Annotated in this window: 19 protein-coding genes; 10 read left to right on the forward strand and 9 right to left on the reverse strand. The window is 72.5% G+C overall.

Annotation, left to right across the window (positions count from 1 at the left end; genetic code table 11):
• Nucleotides 1–26: 26 nt before the first annotated feature.
• Nucleotides 27–650 carry a superoxide dismutase gene (locus tag ACMXGY_RS12585; protein WP_483773333.1) on the forward strand — a complete coding sequence of 208 codons (624 nt, stop codon included), beginning with the start codon at nt 27–29 and terminating at the stop codon, nt 648–650.
• A 117-nt stretch (nt 651–767) separates the two neighbouring features.
• Here ACMXGY_RS12585 and ACMXGY_RS12590 read toward each other — a convergent pair whose 3' ends face one another.
• The 3 genes from ACMXGY_RS12590 to ctaC are packed head-to-tail and all read right to left on the reverse strand — an operon-like array spanning nt 768 to nt 3,906.
• Nucleotides 768–1,166, reverse strand: a complete 399-nt coding sequence (locus ACMXGY_RS12590; protein ID WP_483773334.1) for a cytochrome c oxidase subunit 4 — start codon at nt 1,164–1,166, stop codon at nt 768–770.
• On the reverse strand, nt 1,163–2,986 hold the full coding sequence (gene ctaD / locus ACMXGY_RS12595) for an aa3-type cytochrome oxidase subunit I (protein WP_483773335.1): 1,824 nt from the start codon (nt 2,984–2,986) through the stop codon (nt 1,163–1,165). The genes ACMXGY_RS12590 and ctaD overlap by 4 nt, the downstream gene beginning before the upstream one ends.
• A complete protein-coding gene (ctaC, locus tag ACMXGY_RS12600) occupies nt 2,986–3,906 on the reverse strand; it encodes an aa3-type cytochrome oxidase subunit II (protein ID WP_483773336.1) in 921 nt (306 codons plus the stop codon). Before ctaC ends, ctaD begins: the two co-directional genes overlap by 1 nt.
• A gap of 403 nt (nt 3,907–4,309) precedes the next feature.
• Here ctaC and ACMXGY_RS12605 point away from each other — a divergent pair, with 403 nt between their 5' ends.
• Both ACMXGY_RS12605 and ACMXGY_RS12610 read left to right on the forward strand, forming a co-directional pair.
• Nucleotides 4,310–5,455: a cysteine desulfurase family protein gene (locus ACMXGY_RS12605; RefSeq protein WP_483773337.1), complete on the forward strand. Its 1,146-nt coding sequence runs from the start codon at nt 4,310–4,312 to the stop codon at nt 5,453–5,455.
• Nucleotides 5,452–5,736, forward strand: coding sequence for a sulfurtransferase TusA family protein (locus ACMXGY_RS12610; protein ID WP_483773338.1), 285 nt, complete (start codon nt 5,452–5,454; stop codon nt 5,734–5,736). Before ACMXGY_RS12605 ends, ACMXGY_RS12610 begins: the two co-directional genes overlap by 4 nt.
• 131 nt (nt 5,737–5,867) lie before the next feature.
• On the opposite strand, the gene erpA is transcribed toward ACMXGY_RS12610, so the two are convergent.
• The gene (gene erpA / locus ACMXGY_RS12615; RefSeq protein ID WP_483773339.1) at nt 5,868–6,218 is read right to left on the reverse strand and encodes an iron-sulfur cluster insertion protein ErpA; all 351 of its coding nucleotides are present in this window, start codon (nt 6,216–6,218) and stop codon (nt 5,868–5,870) included.
• A 146-nt stretch (nt 6,219–6,364) separates the two neighbouring features.
• Between erpA and ACMXGY_RS12620 the strand changes: the two genes are divergently transcribed.
• Nucleotides 6,365–6,793 carry a VOC family protein gene (locus ACMXGY_RS12620; RefSeq protein WP_483773340.1) on the forward strand — a complete coding sequence of 143 codons (429 nt, stop codon included), beginning with the start codon at nt 6,365–6,367 and terminating at the stop codon, nt 6,791–6,793.
• Nucleotides 6,794–6,842: 49 nt separating this feature from the next.
• Here ACMXGY_RS12620 and ACMXGY_RS12625 read toward each other — a convergent pair whose 3' ends face one another.
• A complete protein-coding gene (locus ACMXGY_RS12625; protein WP_483773341.1) occupies nt 6,843–8,033 on the reverse strand; it encodes a glycerate kinase in 1,191 nt (396 codons plus the stop codon).
• A gap of 85 nt (nt 8,034–8,118) precedes the next feature.
• Here ACMXGY_RS12625 and nadA point away from each other — a divergent pair, with 85 nt between their 5' ends.
• Nucleotides 8,119–9,366 (forward strand): quinolinate synthase NadA, encoded by a 1,248-nt coding sequence (gene nadA, locus ACMXGY_RS12630; protein WP_483773342.1) that lies wholly within the window; start codon nt 8,119–8,121, stop codon nt 9,364–9,366.
• A gap of 68 nt (nt 9,367–9,434) precedes the next feature.
• Nucleotides 9,435–10,034, forward strand: a complete 600-nt coding sequence (locus tag ACMXGY_RS12635) for a DJ-1/PfpI family protein (RefSeq protein WP_483773343.1) — start codon at nt 9,435–9,437, stop codon at nt 10,032–10,034.
• Nucleotides 10,035–10,064: 30 nt separating this feature from the next.
• Here the strand turns inward: ACMXGY_RS12635 and ACMXGY_RS12640 are convergent, their stop codons facing one another.
• Together ACMXGY_RS12640 and ACMXGY_RS12645 are read right to left on the reverse strand one after the other, a co-directional pair.
• Nucleotides 10,065–10,577: a DUF2199 domain-containing protein gene (locus tag ACMXGY_RS12640; RefSeq protein ID WP_483773344.1), complete on the reverse strand. Its 513-nt coding sequence runs from the start codon at nt 10,575–10,577 to the stop codon at nt 10,065–10,067.
• Nucleotides 10,574–10,942 carry a DUF3817 domain-containing protein gene (locus tag ACMXGY_RS12645; protein WP_483773345.1) on the reverse strand — a complete coding sequence of 123 codons (369 nt, stop codon included), beginning with the start codon at nt 10,940–10,942 and terminating at the stop codon, nt 10,574–10,576. Before ACMXGY_RS12645 ends, ACMXGY_RS12640 begins: the two co-directional genes overlap by 4 nt.
• Nucleotides 10,943–11,026: 84 nt before the next feature.
• Between ACMXGY_RS12645 and ACMXGY_RS12650 the strand changes: the two genes are divergently transcribed.
• Both ACMXGY_RS12650 and ACMXGY_RS12655 read left to right on the forward strand, forming a co-directional pair.
• Nucleotides 11,027–11,557, forward strand: coding sequence for an acyl-CoA thioesterase (locus ACMXGY_RS12650; RefSeq protein ID WP_483773346.1), 531 nt, complete (start codon nt 11,027–11,029; stop codon nt 11,555–11,557).
• A 19-nt stretch (nt 11,558–11,576) separates the two neighbouring features.
• Nucleotides 11,577–12,428 (forward strand): hypothetical protein, encoded by an 852-nt coding sequence (locus ACMXGY_RS12655; protein WP_483773347.1) that lies wholly within the window; start codon nt 11,577–11,579, stop codon nt 12,426–12,428.
• 27 nt (nt 12,429–12,455) lie between these two features.
• Here ACMXGY_RS12655 and ACMXGY_RS12660 read toward each other — a convergent pair whose 3' ends face one another.
• The gene (locus ACMXGY_RS12660; RefSeq protein ID WP_483773348.1) at nt 12,456–13,853 is read right to left on the reverse strand and encodes a M20/M25/M40 family metallo-hydrolase; all 1,398 of its coding nucleotides are present in this window, start codon (nt 13,851–13,853) and stop codon (nt 12,456–12,458) included.
• Nucleotides 13,854–13,948: 95 nt separating this feature from the next.
• Here ACMXGY_RS12660 and ACMXGY_RS12665 point away from each other — a divergent pair, with 95 nt between their 5' ends.
• Both ACMXGY_RS12665 and ACMXGY_RS12670 read left to right on the forward strand, forming a co-directional pair.
• On the forward strand, nt 13,949–14,542 hold the full coding sequence (locus ACMXGY_RS12665; protein ID WP_483773349.1) for a DUF3043 domain-containing protein: 594 nt from the start codon (nt 13,949–13,951) through the stop codon (nt 14,540–14,542).
• Between the two features lie 64 nt (nt 14,543–14,606).
• Entirely contained in the window at nt 14,607–15,620 is a 1,014-nt protein-coding gene (locus tag ACMXGY_RS12670; RefSeq protein ID WP_483773350.1) for an aldo/keto reductase family protein, read from the forward strand.
• 97 nt (nt 15,621–15,717) lie between these two features.
• Here ACMXGY_RS12670 and yczE read toward each other — a convergent pair whose 3' ends face one another.
• Nucleotides 15,718–16,374 (reverse strand): membrane protein YczE, encoded by a 657-nt coding sequence (yczE, locus tag ACMXGY_RS12675; RefSeq protein WP_483773351.1) that lies wholly within the window; start codon nt 16,372–16,374, stop codon nt 15,718–15,720.
• Nucleotides 16,375–16,425: the final 51 nt, after the last annotated feature.

Below are 16,425 nucleotides of genomic sequence, written 5' to 3' on the forward strand. Positions count from 1 at the left end.
CCGGCCCCGACCAGGAGGTACTCCGCATGCCCGTCTACACCCTGCCCGAGCTGTCGTACGACTACGGTGCGCTCGAGCCGCACATCTCCGGGCGGATCATGGAGCTGCACCACTCCAAGCACCACCAGGCCTACGTCACCGGCGCCAACACCGCCCTCGAGAAGCTCGCCGAGGCCCGCGAGACCGGCGACTTCGCCGCGATCAACCTCCACGAGAAGAACCTCGCGTTCAACCTCGGCGGCCACGTCAACCACTCCGCCTTCTGGACCAACCTCTCCCCCGAGGGCGGCGGCGAGCCCACCGGCGAGATCGGCGCCGCGATCGACGAGAACTTCGGCTCCTTCGACGCGTTCAAGAAGCAGTTCGCCGCCGTCGCCGCCGGCGTCCAGGGCTCCGGCTGGGCCATCCTCGCCTGGGACTCCATCGGGCAGAAGCTCATCACCGTCCAGCTCTACGACCAGCAGGGCAACATCGCCCTCGGCCTGACCCCCATCGTCCTGCTCGACGTCTGGGAGCACGCCTACTACCTCGACTACCAGAACGTGCGCGCCGACTACGTCACCGCCTGGTGGAACCTGGTCAACTGGTCCGACGCCGAGGCCCGCCTCCAGCGCGCCAAGACCCAGACCGCAGGCCTCATCGTCGCCTGACACCCCGCCTCCCGAGACACCGGCAGGTCGAGGGCAGCGTGGGGACGACAGAACGGCCCGCCCCTCGTGAGAGGGACGGGCCGTTCCGGCGCTTTCGAGGGCGTCAGGCCATCGGTGTCAGTGGGCGTGCTGCCCGCGGGAGAACTCGAAGACCCAGCCGACGAGCGCGACGGCACCGAGCGCGATGCCGACGTAGACGAGCCACCAGCCGACAGCCAGGCCGAGGAAGACGATCGCGGCCGAGCCGGCGATCGCGAGCGGCCACCAGCTCCAGGGCGCGTACACGCCCTGGTCGCCGGCGCCCTGCTCGATGAGACCGTCCGGGTCGTCCTCGGGACGCGCGTCGATCCGCTTGGCCGTGAGCATCAGGTAGGCGCCGATCATGCCCACGAGGCCCGCGGTCAGGAGGATCGCGACGGAGCCGACGGGCTCCCAGTGGCTCCAGAAACCGTAGACGAGCCCGGCAGCGATGAAGAACGGTGCTCCGAAGAGGAACAGCTTGTACTCGACCTTCACTTCCCGGCCTCCTCGTCCGTGGTGCCCGTGCGGGGTTCGTCGATGATGGTCGTCGTCGTGGAGTCGCTCCCGCTCTCCGCACCGCTCAGGCGGTCGAGCGCGACGCTCTTCTCACCGCGCCGGTCGGCCTCGCCGTACACCTGCTCGAGGACGTTGGGGTTCGGCTCGGCATGGTCCATGGCCGCGACCTCGGGGTGGTGCAGGTCGAACGCCGGCGACTCGGAGCGGATGCGGGGCAGCGAGGTGAAGTTGTGCCGCGGCGGCGGGCTGGACGTCGCCCACTCGAGCGAGCGCCCGTAGCCCCACGGGTCGTCGACCTCGACCTTGGGCGCGTTGCGCCACGTCGTGTAGACGTTCCAGAGGAACGGCAGGGTCGACGCGGCGAGGATGAACGCCCCGACCGTGGACACCTGGTTCTCCCACGTGAAGCCGTCCGACGGCGCGTAGTCGGCGTAGCGGCGCGGCATGCCCTCGACACCCAGCCAGTGCTGGATGAGGAACGTCGTGTGGAAGCCGATGAACAGCAGCCAGAAGTGGATCTTGCCGAGCCGCTCGTTGAGCATGCGACCCGTGAACTTGGGCCACCAGAAGTAGAAGCCCGCGAACATCGCGAACACCACCGTGCCGAACACGACGTAGTGGAAGTGCGCCACGACGAAGTACGAGTCCGAGAGATGGAAGTCGAGGGCCGGGCTCGACAGGATGATGCCCGTCAGTCCGCCGAAGAGGAACGTGACGAGGAACCCGATCGACCACAGCATCGGCGTCTCGAACGTGAGCTTGCCGCGCCACATCGTGCCGATCCAGTTGAAGAACTTCACACCGGTCGGGACGGCGATGAGCATCGTCATGAACGCGAAGAACGGCAGGAGCACCGCGCCGGTGACGTACATGTGGTGGGCCCACACCGTCACGGACAGCGCCGCGATGGCGATCGTCGCGTAGACGAGGCCCTTGTAGCCGAAGATCGGCTTGCGGCTGAACACCGGCAGGATCTCGGTCACGATGCCGAAGAACGGCAGCGCGATGATGTACACCTCGGGGTGCCCGAAGAACCAGAACAGGTGCTGCCAGAGGATCGCTCCCCCGTTCTCGGGGTTGAAGATCTGTGCGCCGAACCTGCGGTCGGCACCGAGCGCGAAGAGCGCGGCGGCCAGCGGCGGGAACGCCATGAGCACGAGCAGGCTCGTGACGAGCGTGTTCCACGTGAAGATCGGCATCCGGAACATGGTCATGCCCGGAGCGCGCATGGTGATGATCGTCGTGATGAAGTTGACCGCACCGAGGATGGTGCCGAAGCCGGCGAGCGCGAGCCCGAACACCCAGAGGTCTCCCCCGAGGCCTGGACTGAACGTCGTGTTCGACAACGGCGCGTACGCGAACCACCCGAACGACGCGGCGCCCTGCGGCGTGAAGAAGCCCGCCGACGCGATGAGCCCACCGAAGAGGTAGAGCCAGTACGCGAACATGTTCAACCGCGGGAACGCGACGTCGGGCGCGCCGATCTGCAGCGGCATCACGAAGTTGGCGAAGCCCGCGAACAGCGGGGTCGCGAACAGCAGCAGCATGATCGTGCCGTGCATCGTGAAGAGCTGGTTGTACTGCTCCTTGCTCTGCACGAGCTGGATCCCGGGCTCGAAGAGCTCCGCGCGGATCACGAGGGCCATGAGGCCGCCGATGCAGAAGAAGATGAAGGACGAGATCAGGTACAGGTACCCGATCGTCTTGTGGTCGGTGGACGTGACCCACTTGATCACTGTCCGCCCGAGGGTCTGACGCCGGGGGGCGAGACCGGGGATGACTTCGGCCTGCGCGACCATCAGTGCTCACCCTCCGTGGTAGCGGTGACGGGGTTGGGGTCCTGGAGGCGGCTGAAGCCCTCGACCGGGATCTGCCCCTCCTGGCCCTTCTCGCGGAGCTCTTCCATCTGCGCGTCGTACTCGGCGCGGTCGACGACCTCGACGTTGAAGAGCATGCCGGAGTGGTGCTCGCCGCAGAGCTCGGCGCACTTGCCGGCGTAGACGCCCTCGCGCTCCGGGGTCACGACGAACGTGTTCGTGCGGTGCGGGATCATGTCCTGCTTGTAGAGGAACGCCGGGATCCAGAAGGAGTGGATGACGTCGCGCGACTGAAGCTCGAACTTCACGGTCTCCCCGACGGGCAGGTAGAGCGTCGGCAGCTTCTCCGACGTACCGGGCGCCCCGTCGATGGCCGCGTCGTCCGTCATGGACGTGCCGACGTCGGCCATGTGCACGCCGCTCTCGTACACGTCCTCGTCGACGTAGTTGAAGTCCCAGCTCCACTGCTTGCCGATGACCTGGATCGTCACGTCGGGCTCGGCGCTCGTGTCCTGGATCGCCGACATGTCGCGGTCCGTGTAGTAGAAGAGCACGAGGACCATGAGGATCGGCACGGCCGTGTACATGATCTCGAGCGGCAGGTGGTACCGCGTCTGGACCGGGAGCCGGTGGTCGTCCTTGCGCTTGCGGTAGGCGGCGACGCACCACAGCATGAGGCCCCACGTGATGACGCCGACGATGAGTGCGGCGATCCACGAGCCGGTCCACAACGAGGTGATCCGGGCGGTCTGGTTGGTCACCTCCCCGTCCTCGTAACCGGGCAGGAACCCGCGCTGGACCGTGTCGGTGGCGCAGCCGGACGCCACCGCAGCGACGGCGACGGCGAGGGCCGTCGCCCGCAGGATGGTGCGCCTGGTGCGGCTGGGGGGTTGCGAGTGCAAGGGGGGCCTTTCACGTCACGTCCTGCACCGTCACCCGCCTTTACGAGCCCAGCACAAGACCTTCGTCCTCGACACACGAAGCCTAGCGCGGGATTCCGCGCTTCGTGGCCCGGGGCGCGCTGCGCGCGAGCGAGATGCGGCACACGTCACGGCCGGTCAGCGTAGGTTCGGCACACGCGCGCCGGGTCTGTCAGATCCCGGCCGCACGCCGTCGCCGACCACCGGGACGGTACCGTGCACGTGGAGGCTTCCGGGGCCGCCGACGCTCTCCGCGCTGCCCGCGCGAGCGCAACGTTCCGACACCCCCGCGGACGTACGCCACGACCCGGCGGCGCGGCGCTCGTCCGATCGTCCCCTCGCGGTCCGCGCCGCCCCACGATCTCGAGCACGACCAGGAGAGCATGTGACGCACACCACCCGGACGACCCGCGTCCGGCTCGACAACGGGGGCCGAGCTCCCTGGCACCCGCTCGCGCGCGAGGCGTTCGAGCGCGCGCTCGACGACGGGTGGGCCGACCCCCGGCGACTGCACGCGGAGGGCCGCCGCGCCGCCGCCCTGCTCGACGGCGCGCGCGAGGCCGTCGCGGCGGCGCTCGGTGCGCGCACGGAGGAGGTCCACTTCACGGCGAACCACACCTCGTCCCTGCACACGGCCGTGGCGGCCCTCGCGGGGGCGCGGGGGCGCGTCGGGCGGCGCGTCGTCGTGGGAGCCGTGGAGCGTGCCGCGGTCCTGCACGCCGCCGAGCACGGCGGGCTCGAGCGCGACGTCGTCGGCGTGAGCCGGACCGGTCGCGTGGACGCCGCGGAGATGTCCGACGCCGTCGCCCGCCCGGGCGTCGCGCTCGCCGCCCTGCAGCTCGCCAACGGCGAGGTCGGCACGCTCCAGCCGGTCGACGCCGTCCACGACGCGGCGCGCGCGGCCAGGGTGCCGCTGCTCGTCGACGCCGGGGCGGGCGTCGGGCACGTCGCCGTCCCGGACTCGTGGGACGCGCTCGCCGCCGACCCCGGCGACTGGGGCGCCGGCCCGGGTGCGGGCGTGCTCGCGATCCGGTCCCGGGTCCGGCGCCGCAGCCCGTTCCCCGAGGACCCCGACCCGCTCTCCCCCGGTGGCCCCTTCGTCCCCGCGGCGTTCGCGGCCGCCGTCGGGCTGCAGGCCGTGCTCGCGGACCGCGAGGCCCAGGACGTTCGTCGCCGTGCGCTCGTCGAGCGCGTCCGGGAGCGCGTGGCGACCATCCCCGACGTCGAGGTGGTCGGGGAGCCGGTCGACCGGCTCCCGCACGTCGCGACGTTCTCGTTCCTCTACGTCGACGGGGAGGCGCTGCTCACCGAGCTCGACCGCGAGGGGATCGCCGTCGGTTCGGGGTCCGCCTGCACGTCGAGCACGCTCGAGCCGTCGCACGTCCTGGCGGCGATGGGTGTGCTCACGCACGGCAACGTGCGGATCGCGCTGGACCGCTCGACGACCGAGCAGGACGTGGACCGGCTCCTCGACGTCCTGCCCGGAGCGGTCGCGCGCGTGCGTGCGACGCTCGGCGTGGAGGGGCTGTGACCGGCGAGCCGGGCGACGGTCGCGCGACCGCGCGAGAGAAGCCGGACGTCGTCGACGCGCGCGGGCTGCGCTGCCCGCTCCCGGTGATCCGGCTCGCTGCCGCGGCCCGGGACCTCCCGGCGGGCACCCGGCTGACCGTGTGGTCCACCGATCCGGCCGCCCGCCTCGACGTCCCGGCGTGGGCGCGCATGCGCGGGCACGCCGTCGTGGGCGAGGACCTTCTTCCCCCGACCGATGCCGACACGACGGCGTGGGCGATCACGGTCGAGCTCGGCTCCTGACGGCTCGTCCTCGAGGAGGCTCGGGCGCCGCGGCGTGCCCGGACGTGACAGAGCCCGGCCGCCCCTGAGGGCGACCGGGCTCGTCCGGAGAGCTCGACGGACGCGGTGGGCGTCCGCCGCGACGGCGCGGATCAGCTGAAGGAGCCGCCGCACGCGCAGGCGCTGCCCGCGTTGGGGTTGTCGATCGTGAAGCCCTGCTTCTCGATCGTGTCGGCGAAGTCGATCGTCGCGCCCTCGAGGTAGGGGACGCTCATCTTGTCGACGACGACCTCGACGCCGTCGTAGTCGCGCAGCGCGTCGCCCTCGAGCACGCGCTCGTCGAAGTAGAGCTGGTAGATCAGGCCGGAGCAGCCGCCAGGCTGCACCGCGACACGCAGGCGAAGGTCGTCGCGACCCTCCTGCTCGAGGAGGGTGCGGACCTTGTCCGCGGCCCCGTCGGTCAGGTTCACGCCGTGCGTGGCAATGTCGGTGGTCTCGCTCATCTCGTCTCCGCGCTGTCGGGGGCACGTGCTGCCCCGGTGGTGGCCGGCTTCTCCGGATCTCTCGAGAGATCTCGTCAGGTCCTCAACACCACACGTGCCGGTCGTGTTCCCGAGTCTACGACGCACGAGCGGGCTACGGTCGAACGATGGACCAGACACTGCACTTCATCACGGTCGCGGCGCGGGACCTCGATGCCGCGCGTCGCTTCTACGGCGCCCTCGGCTGGAGCGCCCAGCTCGACGTCCCCGGGGAGATCGTCTTCTACCGCTCGGCCGCGGGCCAGCTGCTCGGCTTCTTCGAGGAGTCCGCGTTCGTCCGGGACGCCGGTCTCACCGGCGCGGCCCCCGTCACGACGGGGTTGACGCTCTCGCACAACGTCGCCTCCCGCGACGAGGTGGTCGAGCTCGTCGCCGCGATGTCGGCCGCGGGCGGGACCGTCCGCAAGGCACCGCAGGAGGGCGAGTTCGGGGGCGTCTTCCACGCTCACGTCGCCGACCCGAACGGCCTCGTCTGGGAGATCGCCCACAACCCGGCGTGGTCGGTCCGTGCGGACGGGAGCGTCGACCTCGGCTGAGCCGTCGCGACCGCCGTCGGTCCCGCGCCGGGCCGGCGTCTGCACCTCGTCAGGCCCGGGACCAGGTGCGCGCCACGCGCTCGACGAGGTCGCGCGGCGACCCGGCGCCCCAGGCGTAGGCGCCGCTCAGCCCGGCGGCAGCCTGTTCGCGCCGACCGGCGACGACGGCCCGGGCGACGACGACCACGGGCAGCGCGTGCGCCGCGGCGCGACGAGCGACCTCCTGGACGACGCCCTCCCCCAGCTCGTGCGCGCCGAGCTCGTCCGCGACGACCACCACGAGGTCGGCGCCCGCGAGACGCTCGTCGAGACCGACGTCGTCCGCGACGACCTGCAGCGCGGGGACGAGCCGACCCCCGAGCGCTGCGACCGCGAAGGCCGTCCCGCCGCCGCTGCCCGCACCCGGCGCGCCGGCGATCCGGCGGGCTGACGACGCCTGGAGGAGGTCCCGACCCGCGACGGCCCTCCGACCGTCACGGTCGAGCATCTCGACGGCCGCGGCGACGTCGTGCGCCACCGCGCCGAGCTCTCGCTCGATCTCCTGCGCGACGGCGTCGTCGACCCCGCGTGCCGCGAGCGCCGCGCTCGCCCCGTGCAGCCCGAGCAGCGGGGCACCGCTGGCGACGGCGGCGACCAGGTGCACGCCTCCGAGCGCGGCCCGCGCCGCGCGCAGCACGTGGGCCAGGTCATCCCTGCCCCCGGCGAGGGCGCGGAGCAGCCCGGCGCCGGCGTCGTGGCTGCGCGCTCCCCCGGTCGCGAGCACCACCCGGCCGGGGTGACCCCCGGCGGTGCGAGCGGCGTCCGCGGACAGCGCGAGCAGGTGCCCGACGGCGTCGGACGCCCGGGGCGGCCAGGCGTCCGCACGGTGGGCCGCGCCGTCGCCCACCGCGCCGTCACCCACCGGGCCGTCGAGCGCCGGGACCTGGGACGCGTCCGCGTAGACCGTCCCGGTCCGCCGGTCGCGTCGCACCGCGACCGGCACGTCGCTGCCGCCGGGTCCGGGCACGACCGCTGCGAGCAGCTCCGGGGCGACCGGCGCGAGCGCGTCGAGGAACGCCGGGCCCGCGCTCGCGAGCTCGAGGACCGCGACCTCGGTACGGGCGCCGCCCGTCCCGGCCCACCACCGCGCGACGTCCCGCACGGCGGGTAGCGCGTCGTCGGCCGGTGCGTCGGCGCCTCCTCCCGGCCACGCGCCGTCGGGCACCGGGGGGCCGGCCGAGCCGGTGACGAGGACGCGCATGCGGGGATTGTGCCAGTCGTCGAGGCTCCGTCCGCCGTGCCGAGCGACCCGGCCGGGCCGGGACGCGCTGTGCGACGATGTTCTCGTGAGCACTGGAAGCACCCTGCTGGACTCCGGTCTGACCGGCCCCGACGCGTCGCGCCGCGCGAGCACCGGCTTCGCGGAACCGGCGCCGTCCGCCCTCCTGCTGCTCGGGCAGGGGCGCGACCTCGCGTCCGAGCGCGGTGTGGAGTGCGTGGGCGAGCTGCCCGCGCCGAGCGACCCCGACCTCGTGGAGCGCGCCCGCGCGGCGCGGGCCGCCCTCGGCGAGCGCGCGTTCGTCCTGGGCCACCACTACCAGCGCGACGAGGTCATCGACTTCGCCGACGTCACGGGCGACTCGTTCAAGCTCGCGCGCGAGGCGGCCGCGCGCCCGGAGGCGGAGTACATCCTCTTCTGCGGCGTGCACTTCATGGCCGAGAGCGCGGACATCCTCACGTCCGACGCCCAGCAGGTCGTGCTGCCTGACCTCGCCGCGGGCTGCTCGATGGCGGACATGGCGGCGATCGACCAGGTCGAGGACGCGTGGGACGTGCTCGAGGCGGTCGGCGTCGCCGACTCGACGATCCCCGTCACCTACATGAACTCGTCGGCGGCGATCAAGGCGTTCACGGGCCGCCACGGCGGCACGGTGTGCACGTCCTCGAACGCGGAGGTCGCGCTGCGCTGGGCGTTCGACCAGGTCGGCGGCGTGGACGGGACCGGCAAGGTCCTGTTCCTCCCGGACCAGCACCTGGGCCGCAACACCGCGGTGCTCAAGCTCGCGATGTCCCTCGACGACTGCGTCGTGTTCGACCCGCGCAAGCCGAACGGCGGCCTCACCGACGCCCAGCTGCGCGACGCGCGCATGATCCTGTGGCGCGGGCACTGCTCGGTGCACGGGCGGTTCTCCGCGAAGAACGTGAGCGACATCCGCACGGCGGTGCCCGACGTCAACGTACTCGTGCACCCCGAGTGCAAGAACGAGGTCGTCACCGCCGCCGACTTCGTGGGGTCGACGGAGTACATCATCAAGATGCTCGACGCCGCGGAGCCCGGGTCCTCGTGGGCCATCGGCACGGAGCTCAACCTCGTGCGCCGCGTCGCGCGCGCCCACCCGGACAAGCAGGTGCACTACCTCGACTCGACGGTGTGCTTCTGCTCGACGATGAACCGGATCGACCTGCCGCACCTCGTGTGGGCCATGGAGTCGCTCGCCGCCGGGCGCGTGGTCAACCGGATCGTCGTGGACGCCGACGACGCGCACTGGGCGCGCGTCGCGCTCGACCAGATGCTCGCCCTGCCGGGCATCTAGCCGCCACCTGGCGGCGCGACCGCCGGGAGCCAGGAACCCTCGAGGAGACGGGGGACGCGGAGGTAGGCATGACGACCGGGAACGGGATGAACGTCGGCATCTTCGTCTTCGACGAGGCGGAGGAGCTCGACGTCGCGGGGCCGTTCGAGGTGCTCACCGCGTGGGCCGAGCACTCCGCCCTCAAGCCGCACGTGTCGACCTTCTCGTGGGACGGCGGCGGCGTGCGGCTCGCGAAGGGTCTGCGCCTCCTCCCGGACCGCTCGGCCGACGACGTCGGGCCGCTGCACCTGCTGGTCTACCCCGGCGGCTGGGGCACAAGGTCCCTGCTCGCGGACCGCGTGCACCTCGAGTGGCTGCGCGCGATGCGCGCGCAGACGCCCATCATCGCGAGCGTGTGCACCGGCTCGCTCGTGCTCGCCGCGGCCGGCCTGCTCTCGGGCCGGCCCGCGACCACGCACTGGGCGCACTACGACGACCTCGCCGAGATCGACCCGACCGTCGTGCTCGACACCGAGGCGCGGTACGTCGACGACGGCGACGTCGTGACGTCCGCCGGCGTCTCCGCCGGGATCGACATGGCCCTGCACCTCGTCGCGCGGCTCGAGAGCGACGACGTCGCCCGTGCCGTGCGGCGGGGCATCCAGTACGACCCCGACCCCCCGGTCTGAGCCGAGAGGTGTCACGTCGTCCTCGCGCTTCTACGTCTCCGGCGTGACCCGTCGGACGTACGTGTCCCAGTCGATCCCTTCCCGTTGCTCGACGGCCAGAGGGTGGTCGGTCGGTTCGAGCTCGAGCCACGGCCGTTGTCCGACGGGCCGCGTGTGCACCATCGACTTGAGGTTCAGGGTCGACTCGTCGTAGTCCGGGAGCTCGACCGACAGCCATCCGAAGGCCGGCGAGGTGTTCTCGCGGCCGGGCCGCTCCCAGTCGTCCACCGTGCGGCGGAAGTTCTCACCGCTGAGCGACGCCCAGGCGCCCCACGCGAAGACCGTGTCGTGCCCGACGACCGGGATCTCGATGAGGGCGCGCACGAAAAAGTGCTCCCCATGGATCACGCAGAGGTCGGACGTGAGCGCGCTCGAGTCGTCGGTTGCCATCTCCGGCCTCCAGACCGCGGGCGCAGGGACGTGCATCGACGTCGGCAGCTCCGGGTGCGCCGAGCCGCAGCCGGCGCAGCGCGGGCTCTGCCCGTCGTCCGCGGCGAAGGTCATCGACCCGCGCCGGTCGGGCGCGCGTAGCGGCCGGACCGGTGGGCCCAGACGTCGAAGAGCACCGTGCAGAAGGGCGGGACGGTCGCGGCGAGCGCGAGGAACGTCGTCCAGAGCGACCAGCGCACGCGCACGGCGACGAGGACCGCGAGGGCGACGTAGACGAGCACGAGGCCACCGTGGACCGGGCCGAAGATCTCGACGCCGCGCTCCGTGGTGCCCGCGACCCACTTGAGGTACATCCCGACGAGCAGCCCTGCCCACGAGAAGGCCTCGGCGATCGCGACGGCGCGGAAGGCACGCACGACCCAGGGATGGCCCGGCTCGGTGGTGGCGGTGGGGCGAGGGGCGGAGCTCGTCGTCGTCACGGCGCGCATCCTCGCACACGTGCCTGGTGATCCGGTGGTCGCCGAATACCTGGTACCGCCCGTTCCGGGTAGTAGCCTGCGACGGTGACCCGCCAGATCCATCTCCTCGCCGCCAGCGTCATGCCGCGCAAGGTCGTGCCCGGCCGGGGCGTCCTCGAGCCGTCCACGACCCGGATGCGCGTGCACCCGGGCGACCTCGACTTCTACCTGCACGTGAACAACGGCGTGTACCTGCAGATGATGGACATCGCCCGCAGCAACTTCATCGCCGACCTCGGCGGCTTCGGGCTCCTGCGCGACAAGGGCTGGTACCCCGTCGTCGCGGCGTCGACCATGAAGTACCGCCGCTCCCTGCAGCTCTGGGACCGGTTCGAGATCACGACGCGCGTCGTGGGCTGGGACGAGCGCGTCATCTACCTCGAGCAGGTCTTCACGCGCGGCGGCGACCTGTGCGCCCGCGGCCTCGTCGCCGGCCGGTTCCTCGCCCGGGGCTCCGGCGACCGCGTGCCCGCGCCCGACGTCGTCGGCCTGCTGGGCGGCGAACTCGCCTCCCCGGAGCTTCCGGACGACGTCGCGCGCTGGGCCCGGGCGCTCGACGTCGCCCATCGCGCCTGACCGGTGGTTCGATGGTCGGATGCCGGAACCCACGCAGCCCGCACCCGACCCTTTCGACGCGACGATGGTCCCGGCGCTCCCCTGCCGGGACGTCGACGAGCTGCGCGACTTCTGGGTCGCGCTCGGCTTCAACGTGACCTACCGCCAGCTCCGGCCCAACCCCTACGTCGCCGTGCGTCGCGGCGGGGTCGACCTGCACTACTTCGGGCTCGACGGGCTCGAGCCGCAGGACAGCTACAGCACGTGCATCGCCGTCGTCGACGACACGGAACCGGTCTTCGAGGCTCTCGCGGCGGGCCTGCGTGCCCGCTACGGCAGGCTCCCCCTCACCGGGTTCCCCCGGATCACCCGCCCGCGGCGGCGGGCGAACGCGGGCGGCGCGACGGGGTTCAGCGTCGTCGACCCGGCGGGGAACTGGATCCGGTTCATGCGTCGCCCGGCAGCGCACGACACGTCCCCGGACACGGCACACCAGGTGGCACCGACCGACGTCGGGCGTGCCGAGGACGGCACGCCGAGCACGGGCGACTCCGGGCTCGCGGCCTACGCGCCCCGACCGGCGAGCCGGCTCGCACGCGCCCTCGACGACGCCGTCGTGCAGGCCGACTCGCACGGCGACGCCGTCCAGGGGCACAAGATCCTCGCCGGGGCGCTGCGCCGCGCGGGTGACGACGCCGACGTCGCGGACCGGGTGCGCGCGCTCGCCTACCTCGCCGAGCTCGCCGTCCGCACCGACGACCCGGCGGCGGCGCGCGAGCACCTCGACCGCCTCGCCGCGCTCGAGGCGACGCTCGACGCGCCCGCACGCGCTGCCCTCGGACCGGTCCTCGGCGAGGCCGCCGAGCTGCGGTCGACGCTCCCGGCCGGCTGACACCGACCGGGAGCGCCCGGCCGTGCGTCAGACGACGGCGCCGCCGAGGCGCGCGAGCAGGAGCGCCTCGGCGAGCACGACCTTCTCCAGCTCGCCGAGGTGCACCGACTCGTTCGCACCGTGCGCACGCGAGTCGGGGTCCTCGACGCCCGTGACGAGGATCGCGGCCTCGGGGAAGACCTCCAGCAGGTCGGCGATGAACGGGATCGACCCGCCGATGCCGATGTCGACGGGCTCGGTCCCCCACGACGTCGCGAACGCCCAGCGCGCGGCGCGCATCGCGTCGGAGTCCGCGGGCGCGAGGAACGGCTTGCCCTGCTCACCGTCGCGCACCGTGACGCGCGCACCGAACGGCGCGTTCGTCTCCAGGTGCGTGCGCAGCGCGGCCATGGCCGCGGCCGGGTCCTGACCCGGCGCAAGACGCACGGACAGCTTCGCGATGGCACGCGGCGTGAGCGTGTTGGACGCGTGCGCGACGCTCGGAGCGTCGAGGCCGATGACGGCGATCGCGGGCTTGGTCCACAACCGCCCCGCGATGCTGCCCTCGCCCGCGAGGACGGTCCCGTCGAGGAGCGAGGAGTCCGCGCGGAAGTCGGCCTCCGCGTAGTCGACCGTCGGCTCGGCGCCCGTGACCAGACCAGGCACGGCCACGTTGCCCGCGTCGTCGTGGAGCGTCGCGACCAGGCGCGCGAGCAGGGTGACGGCGTCGAGCACCGGCCCGCCGAACATGCCCGAGTGGACGGCGTGGTCGAGCACCGCGACCTCGACCTCGCAGTCCACGAGGCCGCGCAGCGACGTCGTGAGCGCCGGCACGCCGATCTTCCAGTTCGAGGAGTCCGCGACGACGATGACGTCGGCCGCGAGCAGGTCGCGGTACTGCGTGAGGAACGGCAGGAACGTCGGCGAGCCGATCTCCTCCTCGCCCTCGACGAACACCGTCACCCCGACCGGGAGGTCACCGAGCTCGGTGAGGGCGCGCAGCGCCCCCAGGTGCGCCACGACGCCCGCCTTGTCGTCGGCCGCGCCGCGGCCGTAGAGGCGGCCGTCGCGCTCGGTCGGCACGAACGGCTCCGTCTCCCACGTGGCCGCGTCGCCCGGGGGCTGGACGTCGTGGTGCGCGTACAGCAGGACCGTCGGGGCGCCGTCGGGCGCGGGGCGCCGCGCGACGACGGCCGGCGCGCCCTCGGAGCCGTCGTCGGCCCGGGCGCGCAGCACCTGCACCTCGGGCAGGCCGGCGTCGCGCAGGAGCGCGGCCACGGCGTCGGCGCTCGCGGCGACGTGGGCCTGGTCGAACGCGGCGTTCGAGACGCTCGGGACGCGCACGAGCGACTCGAGGTCCGCACGCAGCGCGGGGAACAGGCGGGCGACGCTCTCGCGCAGCGTGGTCGCGAGGGCGCTGTCGGGGGTTTCGGGTGAGTTCGTCACGACGAGCACCGTACGACACGGTGCCGGGGACGAGCACGGGAGGATTCCGCGGACCCGGCGCCCGGGCACTCCTCCGCCTCGACTACCCTGGAGGGGTGTTCTCCCGCAACAAGTCCGCAGCGACGCCCGCCGCCCCCGACCCCGTCGAGCAGGCGGCCGAGATCGAGCAGGCCGGCAAGGGCCGCCCGACACCGAAGCGCAAGGTCTCCGAGGCCGCGAACAAGCGACCCCTCGTGCCGAACGACCGCCGCGCCGCCGCGAAGACCGCGCGGGAGAAGCAGCGCGAGATGCGCGACCGCCAGTACCAGGCGATGCAGACCGGCGACGAGCGCTACATGCCCGTGCGCGACAAGGGCCCGGTCAAGCGCTACGTGCGCGACTACGTCGACGCGCGCTGGAACCTCGGCGAGTTCTTCCTCCCCGTCGCGCTCGTGTTCATCGTCTTCTCGTTCCTCACCGCGCAGAACCAGGAGCTCGCGTTCCTCACGGTCATGACCCTCTACGTCATCGTGCTGCTCACGGTGATCGACGGGTTCATCATGTGGCGGCGCCTGCGCAAGCGGATCATCGCGAAGTTCGGCGAGGTCCCCAAGGGGACCGTCATGTACGCCGTGATGCGCGCCTTCCAGCTGCGCCGCGCGCGCCTGCCCAAGCCGCTGCACAAGAAGCACGGCGTCTACCCGGACTGACCCTGTCTCCCGGGCGGGACCGGACCCCGTGCCGGGGCAACCGTCACGCCGGTAGGTTGAGCGCATGCCTCACTACCGCTACCTCGGCAACTCCGGTCTGAAGATCTCCGAGATCACCTACGGCAACTGGCTCACCCACGGCTCGCAGGTCGAGAACGACGTCGCGACCGCGTGCGTGCACGCCGCACTCGACGCGGGCATCTCGACGTTCGACACCGCCGACGTCTACGCGAACACGAAGGCCGAGCAGGTCCTCGGCGACGCGCTCAAGGGCCAGCGTCGCGAGTCGCTCGAGATCTTCACCAAGGTCTACTGGCCGACCGGACCGGGCGGCCCCAACGACACCGGCCTGTCGCGCAAGCACGTCATGGAGTCGATCAACGGCTCCCTGCAGCGTCTGGGCACCGACTACGTCGACCTCTACCAGGCGCACCGGTACGACACCGAGACGCCGCTCGAGGAGACGATGCAGGCGTTCGCCGACATCGTCCGCCAGGGCAAGGCCCTGTACATCGGCGTCTCGGAGTGGACCGCGGACCAGATCCGCGCGGGTCACGCGCTCGCGAAGGACCTCGGATTCCAGCTCATCTCGTCCCAGCCGCAGTACTCGATGCTGTGGCGGGTCATCGAGGACGAGGTCGTGCCGACGTCCCGCGAGCTCGGCGTCTCGCAGATCGTGTGGTCGCCGGTCGCGCAGGGCGTGCTCACCGGCAAGTACCGTCCCGGCCAGGCGGCTCCCGCCGGCTCGCGTGCGACGGACGAGAAGGGCGGGTCCCGCTTCATCCAGCGCTTCCTGTCCGACGACGTGCTCACCCGGGTGCAGAACCTCACGCCGGTCGCCGACGAGCTGGGGCTGAGCCTCGCGCAGCTCGCCGTCGCGTGGGTCCTGCAGAACGACAACGTGGCGGCGGCGCTCATCGGGGCGTCCCGGCCCGAGCAGGTCGCCGAGAACGTCAAGGCGTCGGGCGTCGTCATCCCGGCCGAGCTCATGACGCGGATCGACGACGTCCTGGGCGACGTCGTGGAGCGCGACCCGGGCAAGACGGCCGAGGGCGCGCCGAAGGCGCGGGTCGCCTGACCTCGCGGTCCTGCCCGACGCCGCGTGCGGCGCCGGGCAGGACCGGGTACCTCACCGACCGGGTTCCGGGCATGCCTCCCTCGCCCGGTCGGGAGCCCTACGGCGCCGGTGCAGGCGCCGGTGCGGGTGTCGCGCCTCGCGTCGGCGCCGACGACGCCGTCACGAGCCCGCGCGGCGCGAACCAGCGCGCGGTCAGCTGGACGATCGGGCCGACGCCGACGGCGTACGCGAGCGTCGCCCAGCCGAGCGTCCCCCCGAGGGTCCAGCCCAGGGCGACCAGGACCACCTCGATGAACGTCCGCACGACCCGCACGGACCGGCCAGTACGGGCGACGAGGCCCGTCATGAGCCCGTCCCGGGGACCCGGGCCGAGCCGCGTGCCGAGGTAGGCGGAGGTCGCGAGGCCGTTGAGCAGGATGCCGCCGACCGCGAGCGCCACGCTCGCCGCGGCACCGGGGTCGGGGACGAGCCGGGTGACGAGCGCGATCGCGGGGTCGATCGTCACCGTGATGACGACGACGTTCGCGACCGTCCCGATCCCGGGCCGCTGGCGCAGCGGGATCCACGCGAGCAGCGCGAGCACGCTGAGCGACCCGACGACCACGCCGAAGGGCAGGCCGGTGCGTCGCACGATGCCCTGGTGCAGGACGTCCCACGGCATGCCGCCCTGGCCCGCGTGCAGGAGCATCGCCATGGACAGCGAGTAGGCGAGCAGGCCGAGGAGGAGCTGGACGGCACGACGCGTGGGGCTCATGCGTGCCATCGTGCGCGAGGAATGGCATCGACATCCATAGCCAATTGCGAG

This window comes from Cellulosimicrobium sp. G4 BAM 1002 (assembly GCF_057126935.1).

Coding starts and splice junctions, on each gene's coding strand:
- ctaD (WP_483773335.1), bottom strand. CDS start 2,986: ATGGTCGCGCAGGCCGAAGTCATCCCCGGTCTCGCCCCCCGGCGTCAG.
- ACMXGY_RS12585 (WP_483773333.1), top strand. CDS start 27: ATGCCCGTCTACACCCTGCCCGAGCTGTCGTACGACTACGGTGCGCTC.
- ACMXGY_RS12620 (WP_483773340.1), top strand. CDS start 6,365: ATGGACCAGACACTGCACTTCATCACGGTCGCGGCGCGGGACCTCGAT.
- ACMXGY_RS12640 (WP_483773344.1), bottom strand. CDS start 10,577: ATGACCTTCGCCGCGGACGACGGGCAGAGCCCGCGCTGCGCCGGCTGC.
- ACMXGY_RS12625 (WP_483773341.1), bottom strand. CDS start 8,033: ATGCGCGTCCTCGTCACCGGCTCGGCCGGCCCCCCGGTGCCCGACGGC.
- ACMXGY_RS12670 (WP_483773350.1), top strand. CDS start 14,607: ATGCCTCACTACCGCTACCTCGGCAACTCCGGTCTGAAGATCTCCGAG.
- ACMXGY_RS12655 (WP_483773347.1), top strand. CDS start 11,577: ATGCCGGAACCCACGCAGCCCGCACCCGACCCTTTCGACGCGACGATG.
- erpA (WP_483773339.1), bottom strand. CDS start 6,218: ATGAGCGAGACCACCGACATTGCCACGCACGGCGTGAACCTGACCGAC.
- yczE (WP_483773351.1), bottom strand. CDS start 16,374: ATGAGCCCCACGCGTCGTGCCGTCCAGCTCCTCCTCGGCCTGCTCGCC.
- ACMXGY_RS12635 (WP_483773343.1), top strand. CDS start 9,435: ATGACGACCGGGAACGGGATGAACGTCGGCATCTTCGTCTTCGACGAG.